General features: G+C 64.0%; 22 protein-coding genes. 14 read left to right on the top strand and 8 right to left on the bottom strand.

What is annotated here, in order from left to right; translation table 11 throughout:
* Positions 1-85: 85 nt before the first annotated feature.
* A complete protein-coding gene (locus AC1DIO_RS27040; RefSeq protein ID WP_441493136.1) occupies positions 86-742 on the bottom strand; it encodes a MarC family protein in 657 nt (218 codons plus the stop codon).
* A gap of 135 nt (positions 743-877) precedes the next feature.
* Complete coding sequence (locus AC1DIO_RS27035; RefSeq protein ID WP_441493137.1) at positions 878-1,771, bottom strand: hypothetical protein; 894 nt, start codon at positions 1,769-1,771, stop codon at positions 878-880.
* Between the two features lie 625 nt (positions 1,772-2,396).
* On the opposite strand from AC1DIO_RS27035, the gene AC1DIO_RS27030 reads away from it, so the two are divergent.
* From AC1DIO_RS27030 to AC1DIO_RS27010, 5 genes are all read left to right on the top strand, one after another.
* Positions 2,397-3,659, top strand: coding sequence for an ABC transporter substrate-binding protein (locus tag AC1DIO_RS27030; protein WP_441508418.1), 1,263 nt, complete (start codon positions 2,397-2,399; stop codon positions 3,657-3,659).
* Positions 3,660-3,728: 69 nt separating this feature from the next.
* Positions 3,729-4,697 (top strand): YVTN family beta-propeller repeat protein, encoded by a 969-nt coding sequence (locus AC1DIO_RS27025; protein ID WP_476854358.1) that lies wholly within the window; start codon positions 3,729-3,731, stop codon positions 4,695-4,697.
* 139 nt (positions 4,698-4,836) lie between these two features.
* Positions 4,837-5,589 (top strand): ABC transporter ATP-binding protein, encoded by a 753-nt coding sequence (locus AC1DIO_RS27020; protein ID WP_476854373.1) that lies wholly within the window; start codon positions 4,837-4,839, stop codon positions 5,587-5,589.
* The gene (locus AC1DIO_RS27015) at positions 5,586-6,458 is read left to right on the top strand and encodes an ABC transporter permease (RefSeq protein ID WP_441508417.1); all 873 of its coding nucleotides are present in this window, start codon (positions 5,586-5,588) and stop codon (positions 6,456-6,458) included. Before AC1DIO_RS27020 ends, AC1DIO_RS27015 begins: the two co-directional genes overlap by 4 nt.
* Positions 6,455-7,120 (top strand): hypothetical protein, encoded by a 666-nt coding sequence (locus AC1DIO_RS27010; RefSeq protein WP_441508416.1) that lies wholly within the window; start codon positions 6,455-6,457, stop codon positions 7,118-7,120. Before AC1DIO_RS27015 ends, AC1DIO_RS27010 begins: the two co-directional genes overlap by 4 nt.
* A gap of 58 nt (positions 7,121-7,178) precedes the next feature.
* Here AC1DIO_RS27010 and AC1DIO_RS27005 read toward each other — a convergent pair whose 3' ends face one another.
* The 4 genes from AC1DIO_RS27005 to AC1DIO_RS26990 form a co-directional block, all read right to left on the bottom strand.
* Positions 7,179-7,727, bottom strand: coding sequence for a PQQ-dependent catabolism-associated CXXCW motif protein (locus tag AC1DIO_RS27005; RefSeq protein WP_441508415.1), 549 nt, complete (start codon positions 7,725-7,727; stop codon positions 7,179-7,181).
* A gap of 2 nt (positions 7,728-7,729) precedes the next feature.
* On the bottom strand, positions 7,730-8,677 hold the full coding sequence (locus AC1DIO_RS27000; RefSeq protein ID WP_476854357.1) for a substrate-binding domain-containing protein: 948 nt from the start codon (positions 8,675-8,677) through the stop codon (positions 7,730-7,732).
* On the bottom strand, positions 8,652-9,176 hold the full coding sequence (locus AC1DIO_RS26995; RefSeq protein ID WP_441493144.1) for a c-type cytochrome, methanol metabolism-related: 525 nt from the start codon (positions 9,174-9,176) through the stop codon (positions 8,652-8,654). The genes AC1DIO_RS27000 and AC1DIO_RS26995 overlap by 26 nt, the downstream gene beginning before the upstream one ends.
* 115 nt (positions 9,177-9,291) lie before the next feature.
* Positions 9,292-11,112: a methanol/ethanol family PQQ-dependent dehydrogenase gene (locus AC1DIO_RS26990; RefSeq protein ID WP_441508414.1), complete on the bottom strand. Its 1,821-nt coding sequence runs from the start codon at positions 11,110-11,112 to the stop codon at positions 9,292-9,294.
* Between the two features lie 510 nt (positions 11,113-11,622).
* Between AC1DIO_RS26990 and AC1DIO_RS26985 the strand changes: the two genes are divergently transcribed.
* From AC1DIO_RS26985 to pqqE, 7 genes are all read left to right on the top strand, one after another.
* The gene (locus AC1DIO_RS26985) at positions 11,623-12,561 is read left to right on the top strand and encodes a quinoprotein relay system zinc metallohydrolase 2 (protein WP_441508413.1); all 939 of its coding nucleotides are present in this window, start codon (positions 11,623-11,625) and stop codon (positions 12,559-12,561) included.
* A 33-nt stretch (positions 12,562-12,594) separates the two neighbouring features.
* The gene (locus AC1DIO_RS26980; RefSeq protein ID WP_441493147.1) at positions 12,595-13,413 is read left to right on the top strand and encodes a quinoprotein dehydrogenase-associated SoxYZ-like carrier; all 819 of its coding nucleotides are present in this window, start codon (positions 12,595-12,597) and stop codon (positions 13,411-13,413) included.
* 77 nt (positions 13,414-13,490) lie between these two features.
* Positions 13,491-14,234, top strand: coding sequence for a pentapeptide repeat-containing protein (locus AC1DIO_RS26975; RefSeq protein WP_441508412.1), 744 nt, complete (start codon positions 13,491-13,493; stop codon positions 14,232-14,234).
* Positions 14,235-14,295: 61 nt separating this feature from the next.
* The gene (locus AC1DIO_RS26970; RefSeq protein WP_441508411.1) at positions 14,296-15,030 is read left to right on the top strand and encodes a DUF1194 domain-containing protein; all 735 of its coding nucleotides are present in this window, start codon (positions 14,296-14,298) and stop codon (positions 15,028-15,030) included.
* Positions 15,017-15,232 carry a pyrroloquinoline quinone precursor peptide PqqA gene (gene pqqA / locus AC1DIO_RS26965; RefSeq protein ID WP_441508410.1) on the top strand — a complete coding sequence of 72 codons (216 nt, stop codon included), beginning with the start codon at positions 15,017-15,019 and terminating at the stop codon, positions 15,230-15,232. Before AC1DIO_RS26970 ends, pqqA begins: the two co-directional genes overlap by 14 nt.
* Positions 15,233-15,602: 370 nt before the next feature.
* Positions 15,603-15,896 (top strand): pyrroloquinoline quinone biosynthesis peptide chaperone PqqD, encoded by a 294-nt coding sequence (gene pqqD, locus AC1DIO_RS26960; RefSeq protein WP_441493150.1) that lies wholly within the window; start codon positions 15,603-15,605, stop codon positions 15,894-15,896.
* Between the two features lie 56 nt (positions 15,897-15,952).
* Entirely contained in the window at positions 15,953-17,023 is a 1,071-nt protein-coding gene (gene pqqE, locus AC1DIO_RS26955; protein ID WP_476854372.1) for a pyrroloquinoline quinone biosynthesis protein PqqE, read from the top strand.
* Between the two features lie 27 nt (positions 17,024-17,050).
* Here the strand turns inward: pqqE and AC1DIO_RS26950 are convergent, their stop codons facing one another.
* Both AC1DIO_RS26950 and AC1DIO_RS26945 read right to left on the bottom strand, forming a co-directional pair.
* On the bottom strand, positions 17,051-17,251 hold the full coding sequence (locus tag AC1DIO_RS26950; protein WP_441493151.1) for a hypothetical protein: 201 nt from the start codon (positions 17,249-17,251) through the stop codon (positions 17,051-17,053).
* A gap of 188 nt (positions 17,252-17,439) precedes the next feature.
* Positions 17,440-18,450 carry an AraC-like ligand-binding domain-containing protein gene (locus AC1DIO_RS26945; protein WP_476770938.1) on the bottom strand — a complete coding sequence of 337 codons (1,011 nt, stop codon included), beginning with the start codon at positions 18,448-18,450 and terminating at the stop codon, positions 17,440-17,442.
* 262 nt (positions 18,451-18,712) lie between these two features.
* On the opposite strand from AC1DIO_RS26945, the gene gfa reads away from it, so the two are divergent.
* Positions 18,713-19,291 carry an S-(hydroxymethyl)glutathione synthase gene (gene gfa / locus AC1DIO_RS26940; RefSeq protein WP_441493153.1) on the top strand — a complete coding sequence of 193 codons (579 nt, stop codon included), beginning with the start codon at positions 18,713-18,715 and terminating at the stop codon, positions 19,289-19,291.
* Positions 19,292-19,318: 27 nt separating this feature from the next.
* On the top strand, positions 19,319-19,938 hold a 620-nt coding region (locus AC1DIO_RS26935; protein WP_476854356.1), incomplete at its 3' end, for an alcohol dehydrogenase catalytic domain-containing protein.

Raw genomic sequence — 19,938 nt, 5'->3', positions numbered from 1 at the left:
GCAGCGCGGGCAAAAGCCGCCCTGCCCAATAACAGATTTTGCCCCTCCATTTTTCGCAGGCACGCTTCCCGGACGGAGACGTCGCTCAGTGCAAAGTGGTCATGCCATGCATTTCCAGAGCTTCGACCACGCCGTCGAAAATCAGGCCGCCCCCGATCGCGGAAACAAAGAACCCGACAATGCGCGTGATCGCGTCGATCCCCATCGGGCCGATTCTTTGCGTGAGCTTCTCGGCATAGATCAGGCAGATATAGGTGGTGAACATCGTTGCCAGGATTGCCGCAGAAATGGCGATGAACGAGAGGATTTCCTTGGATGAATCCTTGATCGTCGCGGTCATCCCGATGATCGTGGCGATGCCGCCGGGACCGAACATGATCGGCATCGCCAGCGGCACGAAAGCGATGTTCGCTTCGCCGGTATCGGCGCCCGAGAGACCCAGATCGTCGCCAGATTTCTTCGGCATGAACAGCTCGAAGCCGATCTTCATCAGGATGATGCCGCCGACGACCCGCACCATGCTGAGCGGAACGCCGAAAATCCGGAGCAGGAGCGTTCCGAAAATGAAGAAGAAGAAGCAAAGCAGCAGCGCGTAGACCGAGGCTTTCAGGGCGACCGTGCGGTGCGTTGCGTTATCCTTGCCGGACAACAGCTTGAGGTAGACCGGCAGGACCTCGAACGGATTGATGATGGCAAGCAAGGTCGTGAAGGTGCCCACGAAGAGAGAAAGCTCGGTCCTCATCCGCATCTCCCCTTCCGATTGCGTGTGCGCGCAGGCCTCTCTTGTCAGGAAATTGCTCCCGGTCGGCGTCCCTGCCGCGCGTTGTCACCTCGAGAACGTCGGCCCGCCGCCAGGAACCGGTATCCTGGCCTTGCTTCAGAACCGCAGGCTGAGCCCGACGACCGGGCCATGCATCAACATATCGAAAGCATAACGCCGACGTCCCTCTCCCTGGGCATAGTCGGCGTAGAGCGCCCGATAACCGAGGATGCCCGAATAGGTGATGCCGTTCTTCTCCGCGAAATCGAAGCTGTAACCTGCAATGCCCTGCCACGAGAATTTGCTGCCGCCACCACCAAGGTCGCCACGCAGGAAGATTTCGTGGCCCGGCGCGACGCCGATCCGCATGCGCGCGCCGGCAAAACCGTCAACCCAATCCACCGAGCCGGAACGGGCGATCGCGACATTGCGCCCGAAGCTGAGATCGCCGACATCGACGGTCGCGCCCGCATCGAAGGAGATATCGGCGCGCTGATACCAGTAGCGCGCGCCCGCCAGGACGTCGAAGCCGACTGATCCGTAGCGCGCGAACTCGTAAGCGGCCCCAGCTTCAAGGATGGCCATCGAGGTCTTGGCATCGCCGGACGCGCCGATCGCGCCCGAGATATCCGGCGTAACGCTCCGCGTCCTGACGTTACCGCGATCGATGCTGACCTTGAGCCCGGCGAAATTGCCGAGGAGGGAGAACCGGCCGTTGCGGGCCTCGATATCCGCCATCAGGGCAAACAGCGTGCCCCCATCTCCGAGTGTGGCATCGACGATATCGATGAAACTGGCATCAACCTTCGCGGTTCGCCCCTTCACGGTCTGGTTTCCGTTGAGCGAAATGAGCCAGCCATAGGGCGTGAATCGGTAGGTCCATGCCGAAGTCATCACGGGCGGCACGGGCGTGGTCGGGGGCGGCAGATCGGCGGCCTGCGCCACGACGCTGCCGAGCCCGAGCACCATCGACAAGGTGAAGCCGCAGGCCCTCGCGTGGTTGAGTGTCATCGCAATCCCCTTTTCTTGCGATTCATGCTGCGAATTCCACACCCAGCATCCGTCGAAGACTGATCCCGCTCAATGCGCAACTTGCTTCCCACCGCAAAGCAGCGATGGGTGTGACATATTTACTTATCCCACACGCCCAAATTCGGCTTCACAATCACCAGCTTGACGACATGGACCTGGCGTTGCTGCCTTCACGGTCCGCGGCAAGAATGGCCTATCGGATTCGCGCCGCGTTTCCTGAGAGAATCCTCATTACGATCGCCCTAGGATCGAATCGAATACTGTCGCCGGCACAGAGGAACCTCGCGACAACCCTTGCGATAGGTATCCCGCAGCCAACGTCGGCTCGGATTTACGGCCCGCTTTTTCGGCTTGGAGCGAAAAGCAAACTACGTGAATCCCGTGAGCGTTTACGGAGTCGCCTTCGAATGTCCTCTCAGCGCGCGCTCCGAACCCATGCAGTGGCTCAGGCGCAGGTCGGCACTCCACACCCTTGTGGAACGGCCAGGCATCGGCTTGCCGAGCCGTGCCCCGGTTGACGTCGATTGCGGCTGGGCGCAGCTTTGGAGGGCGTGGGCGACGCGCACGGCTGTAGCTGGCCTTCGCCCATCGGGGAGTGCCGCGCATGGAGGATTGCGAGGCCCATCGCCATGACCTTCGCCTGAAGGCCGGGATGCTGCGCCTTGCGGCCATCTTTCTGGTCTTCAGCGTGATGCTGCTCGCCGGTGGGCCGATCAAGGCGCTTGCGCAATCAGCGCCCCCGACGGAGGCCAGGACGATCGGCATCCTGCTCGTCCGGGAGATCCAGGAGCGCCCTCTCCCGCTGTCGCTGCTCGACATTCCGCCGCCCGACGACGGTATCGCCGGCGCGCGGCTCGCCATTGCAGACAACACCAATACGGGGCGTTTTCTCGGCCAGGAGTTTCGCCTGGACATCATCGAGAGCGCCAAGGCCGATGAACTGCTCGTCGAAGCCGAAAGCCGCGTCGCCGCGGGGCAACATTTTCTGGTGCTCGACGTGCGCGCCCAGACCGTTCTCAGGCTCGCCGACGCGCTGAAGGGAAAGGATGTGCTGCTGTTCAACGCCGGCGCGCCGGACGAAAACCTGCGCGAGGAGGATTGCCGCGCCAATGTCCTGCATACCGCCCCGTCACGCGCGATGCTCGCCGATGCGCTGGCGCAGTATCTCGTCTGGAAACAGTGGCGGCGCTGGTTCCTGGTTCTCGGAACGCGGCCAGAGGACGAGGCCTTCGCCGGGGCGGTGCGACGCGCGGCAAAGCGCTTCGGCGGCCGCATTGTCGAGGAGCGGGTTTTCTCCGACGAAGGCGGCTCGCGGCGCGCCGATGGCGGTCACGAACAGATTCAGCTGCAGATCCCGGTCTTCACGCAGAATGCGGCGGCCCATGACGTCGTGGTCGTGGCCGACGAGGCCGGGCTGTTCGGCGAGTACTTCCCATTTCGGACCTGGGAGGCGCGACCGGTGGTGGGGACACAGGGGCTGACGGCGACAAGCTGGCATCCCGCGCTCGAACAATGGGGAGCGACCCAGTTCCAGAACCGCTTCAGGCGATCGGCGAACCGGACGATGCGCCCGCTCGACTATGATGCCTGGCTCGCGATCCGCAGCATCGGCGAGGCGGCAGCGCGCCGTCGCTCGACCGCGTTTGCCGAGATCGCGGCCTATCTGCGCTCCGCAGAGTTCGACGTGGCAGGCTTCAAGGGCCAGAAACTGACATTCAGGGACTGGAACGGCCAGTTGCGCGAACCGATCCTGATCGCGACGCCGAAGCTCCCGGTCTCGGTTTCGCCGCAGCCGGGCTTTCTGCACCAGTTCTCGACGCTGGATACGCTCGGGCTCGACCGGCCGGAAACGAAATGCAGATTGTAGGAGAGTAAGTCAGAGCCTGAAGCCAATCGCGTCCTGGTTTTTCGACATCATCATCGGAAACGGAACACCATGCGGCTCACATCATTTCTTTCGGCGGGCGCGCTTTTACTGCTCGGATCCACAGCCAACGCCTACACGGTGTTCGTCTCCAATGAAAAGGACAACACCGTCAGCGTCATCGACAGCACGACGCTGGAAGTGACCAAGACCATCAAGGTCGGTCAACGTCCGCGCGGGGTCGTGCTGGCCCGGAACGGCGAGTGGCTGCTGATCTGCGCGAGCGACGACAATGTCGTGCAGGTCTTCGACACCAAGACCCTGGAATTCGTCAAGAATCTGCCCTCGGGTCCTGACCMGGAGCTCTTCACCCTGCATCCGAAAGGCAACCCGCTCTATATCGCCAACGAGGACGACAATATCGTCACCGTCGTCGATATCGAGAAGGGCTCGGTCCTGTCGGAAATCCCCGTCGGTGTCGAGCCCGAGGGCATGGGCATCAGCCCTGACGGGACCATTCTCGTCAACACCTCCGAAACGACGAACATGGCGCATTTCATCGACACGGGAAGCAATAAGACGACCGACCATGTCCTGGTCGACGCCCGCCCGCGCTATGCGCAGTTCACGCCGGACGGATCGCAGGTCTGGGTCAGCTCCGAGATCGGCGGCACGGTCAGCGTCATCGACGTCAAGACGCGCAAGCCCGTCGGCAAGGTGTCGTTCCAGATCAATGGCGTCAACGCCGACGCCATCCAGCCCGTCGGCATCCGGATCACCAGGGATGGCAAAACAGCCTTCGTCGCGCTCGGGCCGGCCAACCGCGTCGCCGTMGTCGATACCGCAACCCTGAAAGTGGAGCGCTATCTCCTGGTCGGGCAGCGCGTCTGGCAGCTCGCCTTCACGCCCGACGAGAAGCTGCTCTTCACGACGAACGGCACATCGAACGACGTCTCGATCATCGATGTCGAGAAACTGCGTGTCACCAAGTCAGTGAAGGTAGGACGCTACCCCTGGGGTGTCGCCATCGCCCCATTTTGATCAGCGCGCGCCTCGGCACGCAGAAGGCCAAGAGTCGTTCGGAGGAGAGCATGAAGGCTTGCATCGTTGCTCCATCTTTGGCTAACGCGGCGCGGATCATCGTCACGTGAACGCAGCATTCGACGATCGGCGGGTCGGCATGGCGCTCTCGGTCGCCGGGGTCAGCCATGCCTTCGGCGAGCGGCGTGCCCTCGTCGATGTGTCGCTGGAGGTTCCGGCCGGTTCGTTCACCGTTCTGCTCGGCCTCAACGGCGCGGGTAAATCGACGCTGTTTGCGCTGATCACGCGGCTCTATGACAATGTCAGCGGCGAGATCCGGGTCTTCGGCAATGATGTGCGTMGCGCCCCGTMGGCAGCGCTGCGGCAGATCGGCGTGGTGTTCCAGAGCCGCTCGCTCGATGCCGACCTGAGCCTGCTGCAAAACCTCGCCTATCATGCGGCGCTGCATGGTTTCGGTCTCGCCGCGGCGCGGGCGCGCGCCATGGAACTGCTCGACATCATCGGGCTCTCCGACAAGGCACGCGACAAGGTGCGTGCGCTGTCGGGCGGCCAGGCGCGCAGGGTCGAGATCGCGCGTGCCCTGCTGCACGAGCCGCGTTGCCTTCTGCTCGATGAAGCCACCGTCGGCCTCGATATCGGAGCGCGCGAGGGCATCATCGCCCTGGTGCGCGATCTCGTCGCCAGCCAGGGGCTCGGCGTCCTGTGGGCGACTCATCTGATCGACGAGGTCGCGCCGAGCGATCGCATCGTCATCCTGCACAAGGGCCGGGTTCTGTTTGCCGGCGATCACGACAACCTGCTCGCCATGACGGGCACGGCAACGATACGCGAGGCATTCACGACGATGACGGGCTCTGCGGCTGCCAATCCTGCCGGCACGGTGGCGGCATGAAGACCATCCCGCTGGATCATGCGCCACCGACACTGGCGGACGCGCCGGAGCGCTCGGGCTTCTCTGGTTATCTCGCCTGCTTCAACGGCATCGTCTGGCGCGAGATGCTGCGCTTCATCCATCAGCGCGAACGCTTCCTCTCCGCGTTGGTGCGGCCGCTCGTCTGGCTCTTCATCTTCGCCGCCGGCTTTCGCCAGGTTCTCGGCGTCTCGATCATCCCGCCCTATGAAACCTATGTCCTCTACGAGGTCTTCGTGACGCCGGGCCTGATCGGCATGATCCTGCTCTTCAATGCCATGCAGTCCTCGCTCTCGATGGTCTATGACCGCGAAACCGGCACGATGCGAACCTTGCTCGTCAGCCCGTTTCCGCGCTGGTTCCTGCTGACATCGAAGCTGATCGGCGGCGGCGCGGTGGCGCTGCTGCAGGTCTATGTCTTTCTGCTGATCGCCTATTTCTGGGAAATCGAGCCGCCCTTGCTCGGCTACCTCACGGTGCTGCCGGCCTTGTTCCTGGCGAGCCTGATGCTGGGCGCGCTCGCCCTGTTCATGTCGTCGATCATCAAGCAGTTGGAGAACTTCGCCGGGGTCATGAACTTCGTGATCTTCCCGATGTTCTTTGCCTCGTCCGCGCTCTATCCGCTGTGGCGCATCCGGGAATCGAGCCCGCTGCTCTATGAGATCTGCCGCTTCAATCCCTTCACCCATGCGGTMGAACTGATCCGCTTCGCCCTCTACGCGCAGATTGATCCTGTCTCGCTTGCGGCGGTGCTGGGTTTTACCGCCGTCTTTCTCGCTGCCGCCATTTACGCCTATAATCCATCGAAGGGTTTGCTGGGTCGGCGTGGTGCTCCCGGAGGCACGGCATGACGTTCCCGAGAGGTCTTGTCCCGAGCCAACGCCTGATCCGCACGAGGCTCAGGATCGCCTGCGGCGCGGCCCTGTTCGCGGGCATGTTCGCAGCCTTGCCGGCGCGCCCGGACGAACCGGAATGGCCCTGCGTGCAGCGCAGGGTCGCGACGCTCACTGCGGCGCAGATGTGGGATGGCCCCGATGTCGAGGCGCTCACCGGCTGGCAGGACGACGCGGAGATGGAGCGCCTGATCAAGGCACTCGTCAGCCGCGCCAACCCGATGGAGCAAGCAAGCGAGAGCCTGGCGCAATGGGCCAAGGCCCAGCCGGACTCAAGCCGGGACGAGAAGCTGAAAATGCTGTTCGCCGGCGTGTTGAAGACCATCAATGACGACCGCGCCATCGTGCTCGCAGGGATCGGCCGGTTTCAGCATCGGCAAAGGCAGCTCGCCGAGCGGATCCAGGAGCAGGGAGCGGCGCTGGGTGCGCTGCGCGCCAAGGCGGCGCTGGACGAGAAGGCCAAGGCGGAGCTCACCGTGGCGGAGGACAGGTACAAGTGGGATACGCGGTTCTTCGCCGAGAGGCAGGAATCTCTGCCCCTCGCCTGCGAGATACCCGTGCAGATCGAGCAGCGCGCCTTCGATCTCGCCCGCGAAATCCGGGCGCTGATGAAGGATTGACGCCGCCTCGCCGCGGCCACGGCACTTCGGTGCCGGGCGCTTCGGTCCGGCGCGGGTCTCATAGCCCCGGCGCAATCTCGACGAGCGGAAGCAGCGCCTCGCCCCAGCCATCGCTGCCGTCGGGAAACCAGATGACATTGCTGTACCCCCAAGAGACGGCGCGCTTGGCTGCGTTCCAGGACATCCAGCAATCCTTCAGGCAGAAGAAGACCAGCGTTTTCGCCTTGTCGCCGCCGGTGAGCGTCGCGAGCTGCGCCTGGAAGGCCTGCAGCAACGGTTCGGGGATGACGCCATAGCCGGTATTGGCCAGCCAGACCGCGCCCGGAATGCTGCGATGCGGCGCCTCGCGCCAGACCATGTTCGCCGGCAGGTTGTCGGGTTTCACGGGGCGTGGCAGGACATCGATGAAGACGGCTGATTTCCCGCGCCACAGCAGCTCTGCTGCCCGTGTGTCGATGACGCGGGCGCCCTGGAGCATCGCTGGAACCGGCGCGCGATAATTCTCGGTACGATAGCCTGCGGGTTCGTCCGGGACGGCCCACGCCAGGCCGCCGGCCGCTGACCCCGCCGCCAGCCAGAGTGCCAACAGGGCAGTGCCGCGCCACATGGTCAGCGCCGCGGCGCTGTGATCGGCACCGTGTCCTCGTCCAGCAGCGGCACGCCGAAATCCAGCAGGATCGCATCGATATCGCCCTGCCTCCTGGCGATGATCTCGTTCAACTTGCGTTTCCAGTCATCCTCCTGATGACGCACGCCGAAGGTGATCCGATAGGCCATGCGCGGCCCCATCGTTTCCCTCAGCAGCGGCGTCACGGTCAGCTTTTCGCCGCCGCGGCTGGCGAAATAGCCGCCGATCGGCCCCCACAGGATTCCGGCATCGATCTCTCCGGAACGGATATCGGCGATCATGCGCTCCGCGGGAGAGTCGAAGCGCCGGTCGACCGTCAGCGGATAGGGCCTTGCCTTCTGCATCAGGCCGAGCATCGCCATGATGTTCCCGGGCGGTGTGCCGGCGACGATGCCGATGCGCTTGTCCTTCAACCGCTCGTCGGCAAGCGTAACGACGCCGTCGAGCCTCTGCCCCGGCCGATGAACCAGGACATAGCTCGAGCGGTAATAATGGTTGCTGTTGAGGACGAGATCGTCGCCCTGCGCGTAACCGATGATCAGGTCGCAGCGCTTTGCGAACAGCGTCTGGCGCACAAATCCCGTCGCCTGCGGAAACCAAGTGTATTCGAGCGGAAGCTTCAAATCATCCGCGACGAGTTCGGCGATCTTGTTCTCAAAGCCCTGCCCCGCCTCGTTCGAGAAGGGCAAATTGGCCGGGTCGCTGCAGACGCGGAGGACTTCGTGATTGACCAGATCGGCACGGCCGGTCTCGGCGGCGTGGCTGGCGCCCCCCGCGGCGAAGAGGAGGATCGCGCAGCAGATCAGCCAGCGAAAGACATCAGCGGGCCGCCATGCCCGCACTGGTGGCCGGGTGGTGGCAGGGCCGGACACGCAGCTGCTGCGCAGCCGTCCGGGCCTCGCTCTAGGAGCCCATGCAGGTCTTTTCATTTTGGACGGCCGTCTCCGGCTTTTCGACGGCGCGTTCCGGACGCGTGCCCCGCGGCAGCACACCATCGGCGCGCGCCTTGAGATAAACGTAGATGTCGTCGAGATAGCACATGACATTGGCGTTATCGCCGAGCGCCGGCATGACGCTCGTCTTGTCGGGGCGCGTGATCGTGCGCCCGCCAGCCACCACTTCCGTGAAGTCAGTATATTTCATGGTTTTCAGGGACCCGACCAGGGCCGGGGCATAGCTCGACCCTTCCCCCTCCGGCCCGTGACAGACATGGCATTCCGAATGGTACCGCCGGAAGCCGGAGTAGGTATACCAGTCGACCTTGCCGTCAGCCGTGATGTTGTAGGTCGGCGTGCCGTCCTCCAGCGTCCATTTTCCATCCTGTTCGGTCTTTGCCGGCTTGTCCTGCGACGACCCGCCGGTCGCCGGCAACAACACGGCCAAAAGAGCGAAACCTGCAAGTGCGAAGCCGATGCCGAAATGTTTCACTTTCAGCCTCTCCGGTAGCCGCTGCATCGTCGATTGTCGGCCGTGACAGCCGGGGCGGGCATCAAAAAGGCCGGCGCAACCTGTTCAGCCGCGCCGGCCATCCGTCACGCGCCGATCATGGCAGCGTGAAGACCGTTAACACACCACCGAGCGCGGTGTAGTCGCGCAGCGCGGCATAGCCGCCGACTGCGCCGAGACCGTCGGTCGGATTGGTCAAACCGGCAGCGAGACCGATCCCGGCCCAGCCACCGATGCCGGACAAGACCGCGACCTGCTGCTTGCCCTTGTGGGTATAGGTCATGACGTTGCCGATGATGCCCGACGGCGTCTTGAACTTGAACAGTTCCTTGCCGTCCTTCTCGTCAACCGCCTTCAGGTAACCTTCCAGCGTGCCGTAGAAGACCACCCCGCCTGCGGTCGCGAGCGCACCCGACCAGACCGAGAACTGCTCCGGAACCGACCAGACGATCTTGCCCTGGCCTGCATCCCAGGCGACGAAATTGCCCATGCCGCCATGGCTGCCGGGTGCCGGATACATCGAGAGGGTTGCGCCGACATAGGGTTGGCCGGCCGTATAGGACACGCGGAACGGCTCGTAATCCATGCAGACATGGTTCGTCGGCACGTAGAACAGACCCGTCCGCGGCGAATAGGCGGCCGGTTGCTGGTCCTTGGAGCCCAGCGCCGCCGGGCAGACGCCCTTCGTGTTCTTGTCCTGGCCGGTCTGGAATGTCGACATGGCCGACACGACCTGCGGACGGCCATATTGCGGGCTGTTCTTGTCCATCACGACCCCGGTCGTCCAGTTGACCTTCGGGTCGAATTTCTGGGCGACGAGCAATTCACCGGTGACACGATCGAGCGTGTAGCCAAGCCCGTTGCGGTCGAAATGAACGAGCGCCTTACGGGGCTGGCCGCCAACCGGGATATCGGCGAGGATCATCTCGTTGACGCCGTCATAGTCCCACTCATCGAATGGCGTCATCTGGTAGGCCCATTTCGCGACGCCGGTGTCGGCATCACGGGCAAAGATCGACATGGTCCATTTCTGGTCGATCGGCTTGCCGTCGGCGCCGGCGCGCTGCACCGGGTTCCAGGTCGAGGGATTGGCGGTGCCGTAGAAGAACAGGTTGGTTTCCGGATCATAGGAATACCAGCCCCAGCTCGAGCCGCCGCCGATCTTCCACTGATCGCCCGTCCAGGTCTTCAGCGAGGAATCCTTGCCGACCGGCTTGCCGAGCGACGTGGTTTTCTCAGGATCGATCATCATCTCGCTGTCGGGGCCGGTCGAATAGGCCCGCCAGAGCTGCTTGCCTGTCTTCATGTCGTAGGCGGTGACATGTCCCCGCACGCCGAATTCCGCTCCGGAAATGCCGACGATGACCTTGTCCTTCACCGGCAGGACAGTGGCCGTATTGGTCTCGCCCTTCTTCGGATCGCCGTTGACGACCTTCCAGATTTCCTTGCCGGTCTTGGCATCGAGCGCCACCACCGTGGTGTCGGCCTGATGCAGGAAGATCATGCCGTCCGCATAGGCGACACCGCGATAGACCGTATCGCAGCACATCACCGGAATGACCGACGGGTCCTGCTTGGGCTCGTATTTCCAGAGGATCTTGCCGTCCTGATCCAGATCGAGCGCATAGACGATGTTTGGAAACGGCGTGTGGACATACATCGTGCTGCCGATGACCAGGGGCGCGCCTTCATGGCCGCGCAGCACGCCGGTCGAGAAGGTCCACGCCACCTTCAGATTCTTGACGTTGTCTCGATTGATCTGGTCGAGCTTGGAATAACGCGTATTCGCGTAGTCGCCAGTCTGGATGGCCCATTGGTTTGGATCAGATGTCTGCTTGATCACATCAGAATTAGCCAGCGCGAGCGCTGGAAAGGCCACGGTCGTCAACAAAGCTGTCGATTGTATAAGCTTGCGCATGACGTTCCTCCTGGCGTTTTTTGTCTGCTGCGATAGCGCTCCATAGCGTGGTCACGGCTGAACACCCGAAGCGTCCAGGCGTTTCGGCATGCGTTCAGGCTACGACTGCATCAACGCCAACCGGGCGTCAGTCATAGAAGCCGATTTCTACCGGTGCATGTGTAAGCCCTTTTTCGATGACGGACAAGATCGCAGCAAGATTCCATCCCCTCCAATCCTACAAAATTACGCCCAAACACGATCTGGACACGCGCCAACACGTCACGATTACTGACCTACGCAAATGCAATCGCAATGAATGCTGCATCGCACAATTCAGGGAGGAGACAGATCAACTTGAGACACGGCACGACCTAAGCGCGAAATGGCACTGCCTTCTTCCGCATGCTAAGAGAGCGGATGGCCGCCGCTGCCCTGCCATCGCGCCCGGATCTGCGATCTTCGCTGCGCGCCCTCAATCGGCGGCCATGTGCAAGACGGGGCCGGCGCATCCGGGCTGTGCTGGGAGCGATGCTCTGTCTCGCACTGGCACTGCCTGGCCGTGAAGGCGGACCCGTTTCCCCGGCGGCGGCCCAGACAACCCCGGCAGCCCTGCCCTTGAGCGTCACCGAGATCGCGCCTGGCGTTTTCGTGCATCAGGGCGCTTATGCGCTCTTTGCGCCGTCAAATCGGGGCGACATCGCCAACCTGTCCTTCGTGATCGGTCGCGATGCCGTCGCCGTGATCGACACCGGCGGCAGCCTGGCCATCGGGCAGGCGCTGCGCGCCGCGATCCGGACGGTGACCGACAAGCCCATTCGCTACGTGATCAACACGCATATGCATCCCGACCATCTGTTCGGGAACGCCGCCTTTGCCGATGACCGGCCGGAATTCATCGCCCATCACAAACTGGCGCGTGCCTTGGCCGCGCGGGCCAAGCGCTACCTTGCCCTCAACGCGCAACTGCTCGGTCCGGACGCCTTTGCCGGCACCCGCCTGATCGCGCCGACGCGTGCCGTCGAGGACCAGTCGGTCATCGATCTCGGCGAACGCGAGCTCATCCTCGAAGCGCAACCGACGGCGCATACCGACAACGACCTGACCGTTCGGGATACGGCCTCGGGAACACTCTTTCTCGGCGACCTGCTCTTCATGCGGCATGTCCCGGCCCTCGACGGATCGATCCGCGGCTGGCTGGCGCTGATCAGCCGCCTCGAACAGGTCGCGGCAAAGCGTGTCGTGCCCGGCCATGGGCCACCGGCGGCGGCCTGGCCCGAGGCCGTGCAACCGCAGAAGCAGTACCTGCAAAGAATTTCCGCGGATGTGCGGCGCATGATAAAAGAGGGACGATCGATTGCCGAGGCCGCCGCGACCGCCGGGCTCTCCGAGAAGGAGAGCTGGCTCCTGTTCGACGAGTTCAACGCCCGCAATGTMACGGCCGCGTTTGCCGAGCTTGAATGGGAGTGATCGCAGCGCCGCCAGCCTGAACCGGAGGATGCCATGACTGAGCTCATCGCACGCCGCAGCGTCCTTTATCTTGTCGGCGCCATGGTCACGGGCCTGCCGGTTACGCTGGCGCGGGCCGAGGACGATCCCTGGCCCGGCCTCCACCAGGACGTGTTCCAGAACCGGCCGATCAGCGAGGAGGACGGGCTGGTGACGCTGGAAGCGCCCGTGCGCGCCGAAGACGCGGCCCTGGTTCCGCTGACCGTGAAAATCGACCGCGACAAGGCATCGGCCCCGCTCACACTGACCTTGCTGATCGACAAGAACCCGGCGCCGGTTGCCGCCACCTTCTTCTTTGGCGAGGGCTCGGGCGAGATCATGCTGTCGACGCGCGTACGGATCGACGCCTATTCGAATGTGCGCGCCGTGGTCGAAACCAGCACCGGGGCGCTGCACATGACCACCAAATATGTGAAGGCATCCGGCGGCTGCTCGGCGCCGGCACCGAAGGATGCCGAGCTCGCCGAGGCCGAACTCGGCAAGATGCAGCTGCGGCAATTCGAGGCAAGCCTCCCGGCCTCGACCTCCCGCGAGGCGCAATTGATGATCCGGCACCCGAATTATTCCGGGATGCAGATGAACCAGCTGACCGGCTACTACATCCCGGCGAAATTCATCACGGATGTCGAGGTAAAGCGCGGCGATGCGCTCGTCTTCCGCATGGAGGGCGGCATCTCGCTAAGCGCGGACCCCAATATCCGCTTCACCTTCCGGTCGACAGGTCCTGATGATGTGCTCACCGCGGTCGCGAAGGATACGGACGGCCGCGTGCTGCACGGCAGCTGGCCGGTCAAGAGCGGAAAGGAAAGCTGATCACGCAGCCCTATAACCCAGCCAGACGCGCCCGCAGGACAGCCGCGCTTGTCGCGCTCTGCCTGTTCTGCACGCCCATGCCGGCGGTCGCCGAAGCCAAGCTGACCGTTCGCGAGGTTACGCAGCGATTGTTCCAGCTCGCGCCCGGCGCGCGTGCCGATCTCGGCGGACAGGATTTGCGCGGCCTCGATCTGAGCGGCCTCGATTTCCGGCGGGCGCGGCTCGCCGGCAGCGATCTCTTTGGCGCCGATCTGGTTCGTGCCGATCTTTCTGGAACCGATCTGCACGGTGCCCGGCTCGACCGGGCGGTGATCATCGGCACCGATTTCAGCGGCGCCGACCTCTCCGACGCGACCCTGCTGCTGCCCAGCGCCGTTTCGAGCCTGTCCTATGATGCAAGCGAAGCGCCTCGCTTCCGGAACGCCAATCTTGCACGCGCCGTCATTGTCGCCCACCTGAGCGGCGCCGATATGCGCGGAGCCGACCTGACCGCAGCCGTCTTCAACTATGCGGATATGCGGGGAACGCTGATGACCACGCTACGCACCGAGCTCTTCGGCTGCGACCTGACAGGCGCGATCCTGCGCCATACCGACCTGACAGGCATCGTGCTGCGCTTTGCCAAATTGCGGCATGCCGATCTGACCGGGGCGATGCTGGTCAATGTCGATCTGTCCAAGGCCGACCTCACCGCCGCGGATCTGAGCGAAGCCGATCTGACCGGCGTCGATTTCGACGGTGCGATCCTGACCGGGGTGAAGGGCCTGGAGAGCGCCCGGGGCCTCGCCCTGGCGCATAATCTCGACAAGGCGGTAAGGTAGCTCAGTCGAACGCGTTGCGGAGCACATGCCGGTGCTGTTGCTCGATCGATCTGTTCGCCCTTTGCTTATCGCCCTCGCGGCCGCGCTGGTGATGCAGCCCGGCGCCCGGGACGGCAGCGCTGAATCGCGGGGAAGCGTCGATACCGCCCTCATCCTGGCAATCGACGTGTCGAATTCCGTCGATGCGCGGCGCTATCGGCTGCAGATCGACGGCATCGCGGACGCGCTCGATGCCCCCTCCGTGCAGGCGGCCATTCTCGGCGGGCCGCGCCAGGCGATCGCGATCAGCGTCATCCTCTGGGCCGACAAGCCTAGCTTCTCGATTCCGTGGGTCAGGGTCGCCAGCGCCGCCGATGCGCGGGCGCTGGCAGGCAAACTGCGCCGGCTCGCCCGGCAAGGCGGCGAATTCACCTGCGTGGCGCAGATGATGCGCTTCGTCGCCGACAAGATCACGCCGCAAATCCCGATGCGGGCGACGCGCGTCCTCCTGGATGTGTCGGGGGACGGACAAGAAAACTGCAACCCCGAGGCCGCCCCGATGCAGGTTCGCGATGAACTGGTCGCGATCGGCCTGACCATCAACGGGCTGCCGATCCTGGAAGGGAGCGAGGCTGAGACGCTCGCGCGCTGGTATGGCGAGAACGTCGTCGGCGGCCCCGGCGCCTTCGTGCTCCCGGCGCAGGGATTTGAGGATTTCGGGCGGGCCTTCCGGCAAAAATTCATCACCGAGATCAGCGCATGGCCCGCCGCTCCGGGCCGCCCGCCCTCGCGCCTTGCCGCGCATGAACAGCCCTGATCGGCCCTCGCCAGTGAGTTTCCGGACAGACGGCGGGCTCTGTTTGCAACAGGCTGCCGGCGGGTGTAGGCTCCCGGCGCCTACTCTTGAGAAGGCTGGCGACGATCTGGAGAAACCGATCATGCGCAAGTGGAAAAAACCCGCAATCATCGAAGTGACAGTCGGCTGCGAAGTGACGTCTTACGCTCCGGCACAGTTCTGAAGCGTCCGTTCTGAGTAACAGGCCGTCGACCCGGGAGCGGTTGCGGGCGCTGGCGCCCGGTTCCGCCGTCGGGGATGGCTGCCACGATGGGATTGTTGGTGTCCGTTCACGTGTCAGGCGGGAAGCCGTCGGGTGCGGTCGCAAGCGGCGTCTATTTGTGAGCATCGCGGATGGCGGGCTCATAACCGCGCGTGCTGTGCCCTGCGCTTGCTGTCACACGATGGGCGGTCCGGCGCGCGCTCGACAGTGGAGGCGACGGGTTGAGGTGCCCCCCAGCCGTGGCGGCGTGGTCGCGGCAGGTCTGGCGTCGATCCCGCCATCGAGCCCCTGGCACCGATACGCTTGACGAACCTGAACGAGGCGCTGGCCCATGACTGCTGGCATTACGACCGCTGACGTCGCGAGCATCGTCCCGGTACTGCCCCGTGGCGTGCGCCTGCGCTTTGATGATAGCCGCCGGCAATGGTTCCTTCTCGGTCCCGAGCGCGTGTTCGAGCCCGATGAGATGGCGCTCGAGATCCTGCAGCGCATCGATGGGGTGAGTTGCGTCGAAACCATCGTCCAGGATCTGGCGACGACCTTCGACGCGGACCGGGACGAGATCGCCGCCGACGTCATGACGTTCCTGCGCGGCCTTGCCGATCAAAGGATGGTCGACCTGTGAGCGATGTCGAGACGCTTCCACAGACCCAGCCTGCTCGGCCCGAATTGCAGCCGCCGATGGGTTTGCTGGCGGAGTTGACGCATCGCTGTTCCCTGCGTTGCCCCTATTGCTCCAACCCGCTCGAGCTCGACAGGCGCTCGGGCGAACTCGCGACCTCCGAGTGGAAGCGGCTGATCGATGAGGCTGCCGCGCTCGGCGTGCTGCATATCTATTTCTCGGGCGGCGAGCCGATGCTGCGGCGCGACATCGCCGAACTGGTCGCATATGCGCATCAAGCCGGGCTCTATACCAACATGATCACCTCCGGCGTCGGCTTTCAGCCGGCCGTGCTGGACGCGGTCACTGAGGCGGGCCTCGACCATATCCAGCTTTCCATTCAGGCGATCGATGCCGAAACCTGCGATCGCGTTGCCGGTTACACGGGCGCGTGGCAGCGCAAGCATGAAGTCGCTGCCGCCATCGCCCGGCTCGGATTGCGGCTCACCGTCAATGCCGTCGTGCATCGGGACAACGTGCAGCAGATTCCGGCCTTCGTAGAGCTTGCGGAAGAATGGGGTGCTGCGCGCATCGAGATCGCGCATGTGCAGTATTACGGCTGGGGCCTGGTCAACCGCGCCAGGTTGATGCCGACGCGCAAGCAGGTCGAAGCTGCGATGGTGGATGTCGAGGAGGCAAGAAGCCGCACGGCCGGGCGCCTCGTCATCGATTGCGTGCTGCCCGATTACTATGCCCGCTACCCGAAAGCCTGCATGGGCGGCTGGGGCACGCGGTTGATGAACATCACGCCGACAGGGCGCGCCCTGCCCTGTCATGCGGCCGAGACGATAGCGGGGCTGGTCTTCKACAATGTCCGCGACGCCAGCCTGTCGGAGATCTGGTATCGCGGCAGGGCGTTCAATGCCTTCCGCGGCACGGACTGGATGCAGGAGCCCTGCCGCAGCTGTGCGCGCAAGGAGCTGGATTTCGGTGGCTGCCGTTGCCAGGCCATGGCGCTGGCCGGCGACGCGGCCGCGACCGACCCTGCCTGCTCATTGTCGCCGCTGCATCGCGAGGTCGTTGCGCTGGCGGAAGCCGAAGCCGCCTCCGAGCGCAGCGATTTCATCTACCGGACCTATCAGGGCGTTTGACGCAACCGTCTCCAGGCGCCCCTCGCGTCAAATGTCCTTCTCATCCGCGCCGGCGCAGCGCCAGCGGACGACGCGCCAGTCGGGATGTTCGCCATTCCATTGCGCGACATAGGGCGCCGCGCTCTTCGCGCACTGGTTCGGCGAGACAGTGATCGCCAGCGGAATCCGCTCATTCCGGCAAATCGAGGGGTCCGTGACGAGGCAAACCGAAATGACGATCGCAAGCATCGACTGCTCCCCCACTTTTGCGTGGCCCAGCCCGTCCGACGACGAGGCAGACCGCGCGCCAGCCGCCATCGGAGAGGCTCATCCTACAGGTCTTTGACGGGAAATGCGAAGACCAACGGGCAGCGCATAGGGGAGGCTGCCGCGCTGGAGCATCTGCCTGAACCGCCAAGAGCGGATCATGCTTGTGATCAGCCTCGGGGACCGCTCGCAAGGCTGCCCCGTTCGACTGGCGGGGCGTGGCCGAAGCCCGCAGGATCACCGGCCTGCCTTTGGATGGCCGAAGGCGGCATGCCGTAGCGCTTCTTGAACAGATGGGTGAAATGCGAGGAGCTGCTGAAGCCCCAGGAAAAGGCGATATCGGTCAGGGTCTTGCCCGTTCGCGAACCGAACTCGAGCTCTTCCAGGCATTTCTCCAGACGCTCTTGCCAGATGTAGCTGGTGATCGTCGTGCCTTCATCGGCAAAGGACATGTGGAGATAGCGCTTCGTGCAATCCAAGGCCGACGAGAGCTGCTCGATGCCCAGGTCCGGATCGCTCAGGTTCTCGCGAATGAAGGCCTTGATCCGGGATGAAAGAGCCGCGCGCCCCGAGGTCCTGAAGGACGTTTGCGAAAGGAAGGGCATCAGCACGAGATCGAGCAAGGTGTCGGCGACCTGGACTTCGCAGCCCGCCGCCAGTGCCGGGGCCTCGTTAAAGGCGGACAGGACGAAATCATGGGCCAGGCGGCCCGCGCCTTCGCGAGCCGAAACCTGTTGCGCCAGGAGCGGATCGAGCGACACGCCACGTTGCTCCAGCAATTGCCGGGGTATGATGACGACATGATGCTTCGTCAGGGCCGCGCTCGTGATCACATGGGGCCTGGACACGTCGTAGATCAGACAGTCGCCGGGCGTGATGACGCAATGGCGGCCATCCTGCTCGAACAGCGAGGTGCCATCGGTCTGAAACAGCACCTTTATCGGGCGACCGCCCAGCTCAGTGCATGAAGCGGGGTGCGCGATCCGGTGTTGGCTGACCTCGATCTGGCAGAGCCGCAGCCGCCGGATCGTCGCATAATCGATATGCCCGTCGATCGTGCCGGCCCCGAAGGCATCGACGCGAAGCGGCCCGCATAGCGTGCCCAGCGCCTGAGCCCAGTACTCGGACCGCAGCGGAGCCGCTGTCGTGGCGGTGCTCAAGGATATGATCGCGTGGGTCATTGTCGCGCATTCCGCTTCGACCGTGCCACTCTACATCGCCGCCCCCTCACAAGGAATGGCCTTCGGCGCGTCCGGCCGGGGCGTGTCTTCGCGGGCAGACAAGGGATGCTTCCCTTTAGGGCAAGCGTCGCGAAGAGAAAAATACCACATTGCACGCCGGACATGCGCCATCAGACGCATGTAGACGAGCACCGGATTTCCATGCGCGGGATCGAGGTGGTTCCAGACGCGTGATCATACCGGCGACAGGGAGGACGAAATCATGACCCAGACCGTTGCCATCCATCCCTCGATCGATCGCGGCCTCCCGCCGGCTTCCGCCGATTTCAAGGGCGGAACGCTCGTCTGCAAATGCACGGACCGCCCGGTAAAGGTCCGCGTCGACTCGCAATCGGCCCATAATCACGCCTGCGGCTGCACGAAATGCTGGAAGCCCAAGGGCGCGTTGTTTGCGATGGTCGCGGTGGCGCCGCGCAACAAGGTGACCGTGATCGAGAATGGCGACAAGCTCGCGATCGTCGATGAGTCCGCCACGATCCAGCGCCACGCCTGCAAGGGCTGCGGCGTCCATATGTACGGGCGCATCGAGAAGGCTGCCCATCCGTTCTACGGGCTTGATTTCGTTCATACCGAATTGTCGCCGGAAACCGGCTGGTCGCCCCCGGAATTTGCCGCCTTCGTTTCCTCGATCATCGAGTCGGGGGCCGATCCGGCCAATCAGGGCGCGGTACGCGCACGCCTGCGCGAAATTCGCCTCGAGCCCTATGATTGCCTCTCCCCGCCCCTGATGGATTTCATCTCCACCCATATCGCAAAGGCGTCGGGGGTTCTGAAATCCTGATCGGGATTGCTTGGGAGGGCCCGGGTCATGAAGACACGCGCAGCCGTCGCCTGGGAGGCGCGGAAGCCGCTGACCATCGAAACGGTCGAGATCGGCGGACCGAAGGCGGGCGAGGTCCTGGTCGAGGTGATGGCGACCGGCATCTGCCACACCGACGCCTACACGCTGTCGGGCATGGATTCGGAGGGCAAGTTCCCGGCGATCCTCGGCCATGAGGGCGCCGGCATCGTCCGCGAGGTCGGCGCCGGCGTGACCACGCTCAAGGTCGGCGACCACGTCATTCCGCTCTACACGCCGGAATGTCGGAATTGCAAAAGCTGCCTGTCACGCCGCACCAATCTCTGCACCGCGATCCGCGCGACGCAAGGCCAKGGCGTGATGCCGGACGGCACCTCGCGCTTCTCCTGCAACGGCGGCGAGGTCTTCCACTATATGGGCTGCTCGACCTTCGCGAATTTCACGGTGTTGCCGGAGATCGCCGTGGCTAAGGTCCGCGACGACGMGCCCTTCGACAAGATCTGCTATATCGGCTGCGGCGTGACGACGGGGATCGGCGCGGTGATCTACACCGCCAAGGTCTGGCCCGGCGCCAATGTCGTGGTCTTCGGGCTCGGCGGTATCGGCCTCAACGTCATCCAGGGCGCCCG

This window comes from Allobosea sp. 05T439 (assembly GCF_056396005.1).
Note: the sequence above shows the minus strand (reverse complement) of the source record. Positions and strands in the feature narration are given on the sequence as shown.

Bases quoted from the DNA above. Each gene is read 5' to 3' on its own strand.
- AC1DIO_RS27040 (WP_441493136.1), bottom strand. From the start codon at position 742: ATGAGGACCGAGCTTTCTCTCTTCGTGGGCACCTTCACGACCTTGCTT.
- AC1DIO_RS27035 (WP_441493137.1), bottom strand. From the start codon at position 1,771: ATGACACTCAACCACGCGAGGGCCTGCGGCTTCACCTTGTCGATGGTG.
- AC1DIO_RS27030 (WP_441508418.1), top strand. From the start codon at position 2,397: ATGGAGGATTGCGAGGCCCATCGCCATGACCTTCGCCTGAAGGCCGGG.
- AC1DIO_RS27010 (WP_441508416.1), top strand. From the start codon at position 6,455: ATGACGTTCCCGAGAGGTCTTGTCCCGAGCCAACGCCTGATCCGCACG.
- AC1DIO_RS27005 (WP_441508415.1), bottom strand. From the start codon at position 7,727: ATGTGGCGCGGCACTGCCCTGTTGGCACTCTGGCTGGCGGCGGGGTCA.
- AC1DIO_RS27000 (WP_476854357.1), bottom strand. From the start codon at position 8,677: ATGAAAAGACCTGCATGGGCTCCTAGAGCGAGGCCCGGACGGCTGCGC.
- AC1DIO_RS26990 (WP_441508414.1), bottom strand. From the start codon at position 11,112: ATGCGCAAGCTTATACAATCGACAGCTTTGTTGACGACCGTGGCCTTT.
- AC1DIO_RS26980 (WP_441493147.1), top strand. From the start codon at position 12,595: ATGACTGAGCTCATCGCACGCCGCAGCGTCCTTTATCTTGTCGGCGCC.
- AC1DIO_RS26975 (WP_441508412.1), top strand. From the start codon at position 13,491: ATGCCGGCGGTCGCCGAAGCCAAGCTGACCGTTCGCGAGGTTACGCAG.
- pqqA (WP_441508410.1), top strand. From the start codon at position 15,017: ATGAACAGCCCTGATCGGCCCTCGCCAGTGAGTTTCCGGACAGACGGC.
- pqqD (WP_441493150.1), top strand. From the start codon at position 15,603: ATGACTGCTGGCATTACGACCGCTGACGTCGCGAGCATCGTCCCGGTA.
- AC1DIO_RS26950 (WP_441493151.1), bottom strand. From the start codon at position 17,251: ATGCTTGCGATCGTCATTTCGGTTTGCCTCGTCACGGACCCCTCGATT.
- AC1DIO_RS26945 (WP_476770938.1), bottom strand. From the start codon at position 18,450: ATGACCCACGCGATCATATCCTTGAGCACCGCCACGACAGCGGCTCCG.
- gfa (WP_441493153.1), top strand. From the start codon at position 18,713: ATGACCCAGACCGTTGCCATCCATCCCTCGATCGATCGCGGCCTCCCG.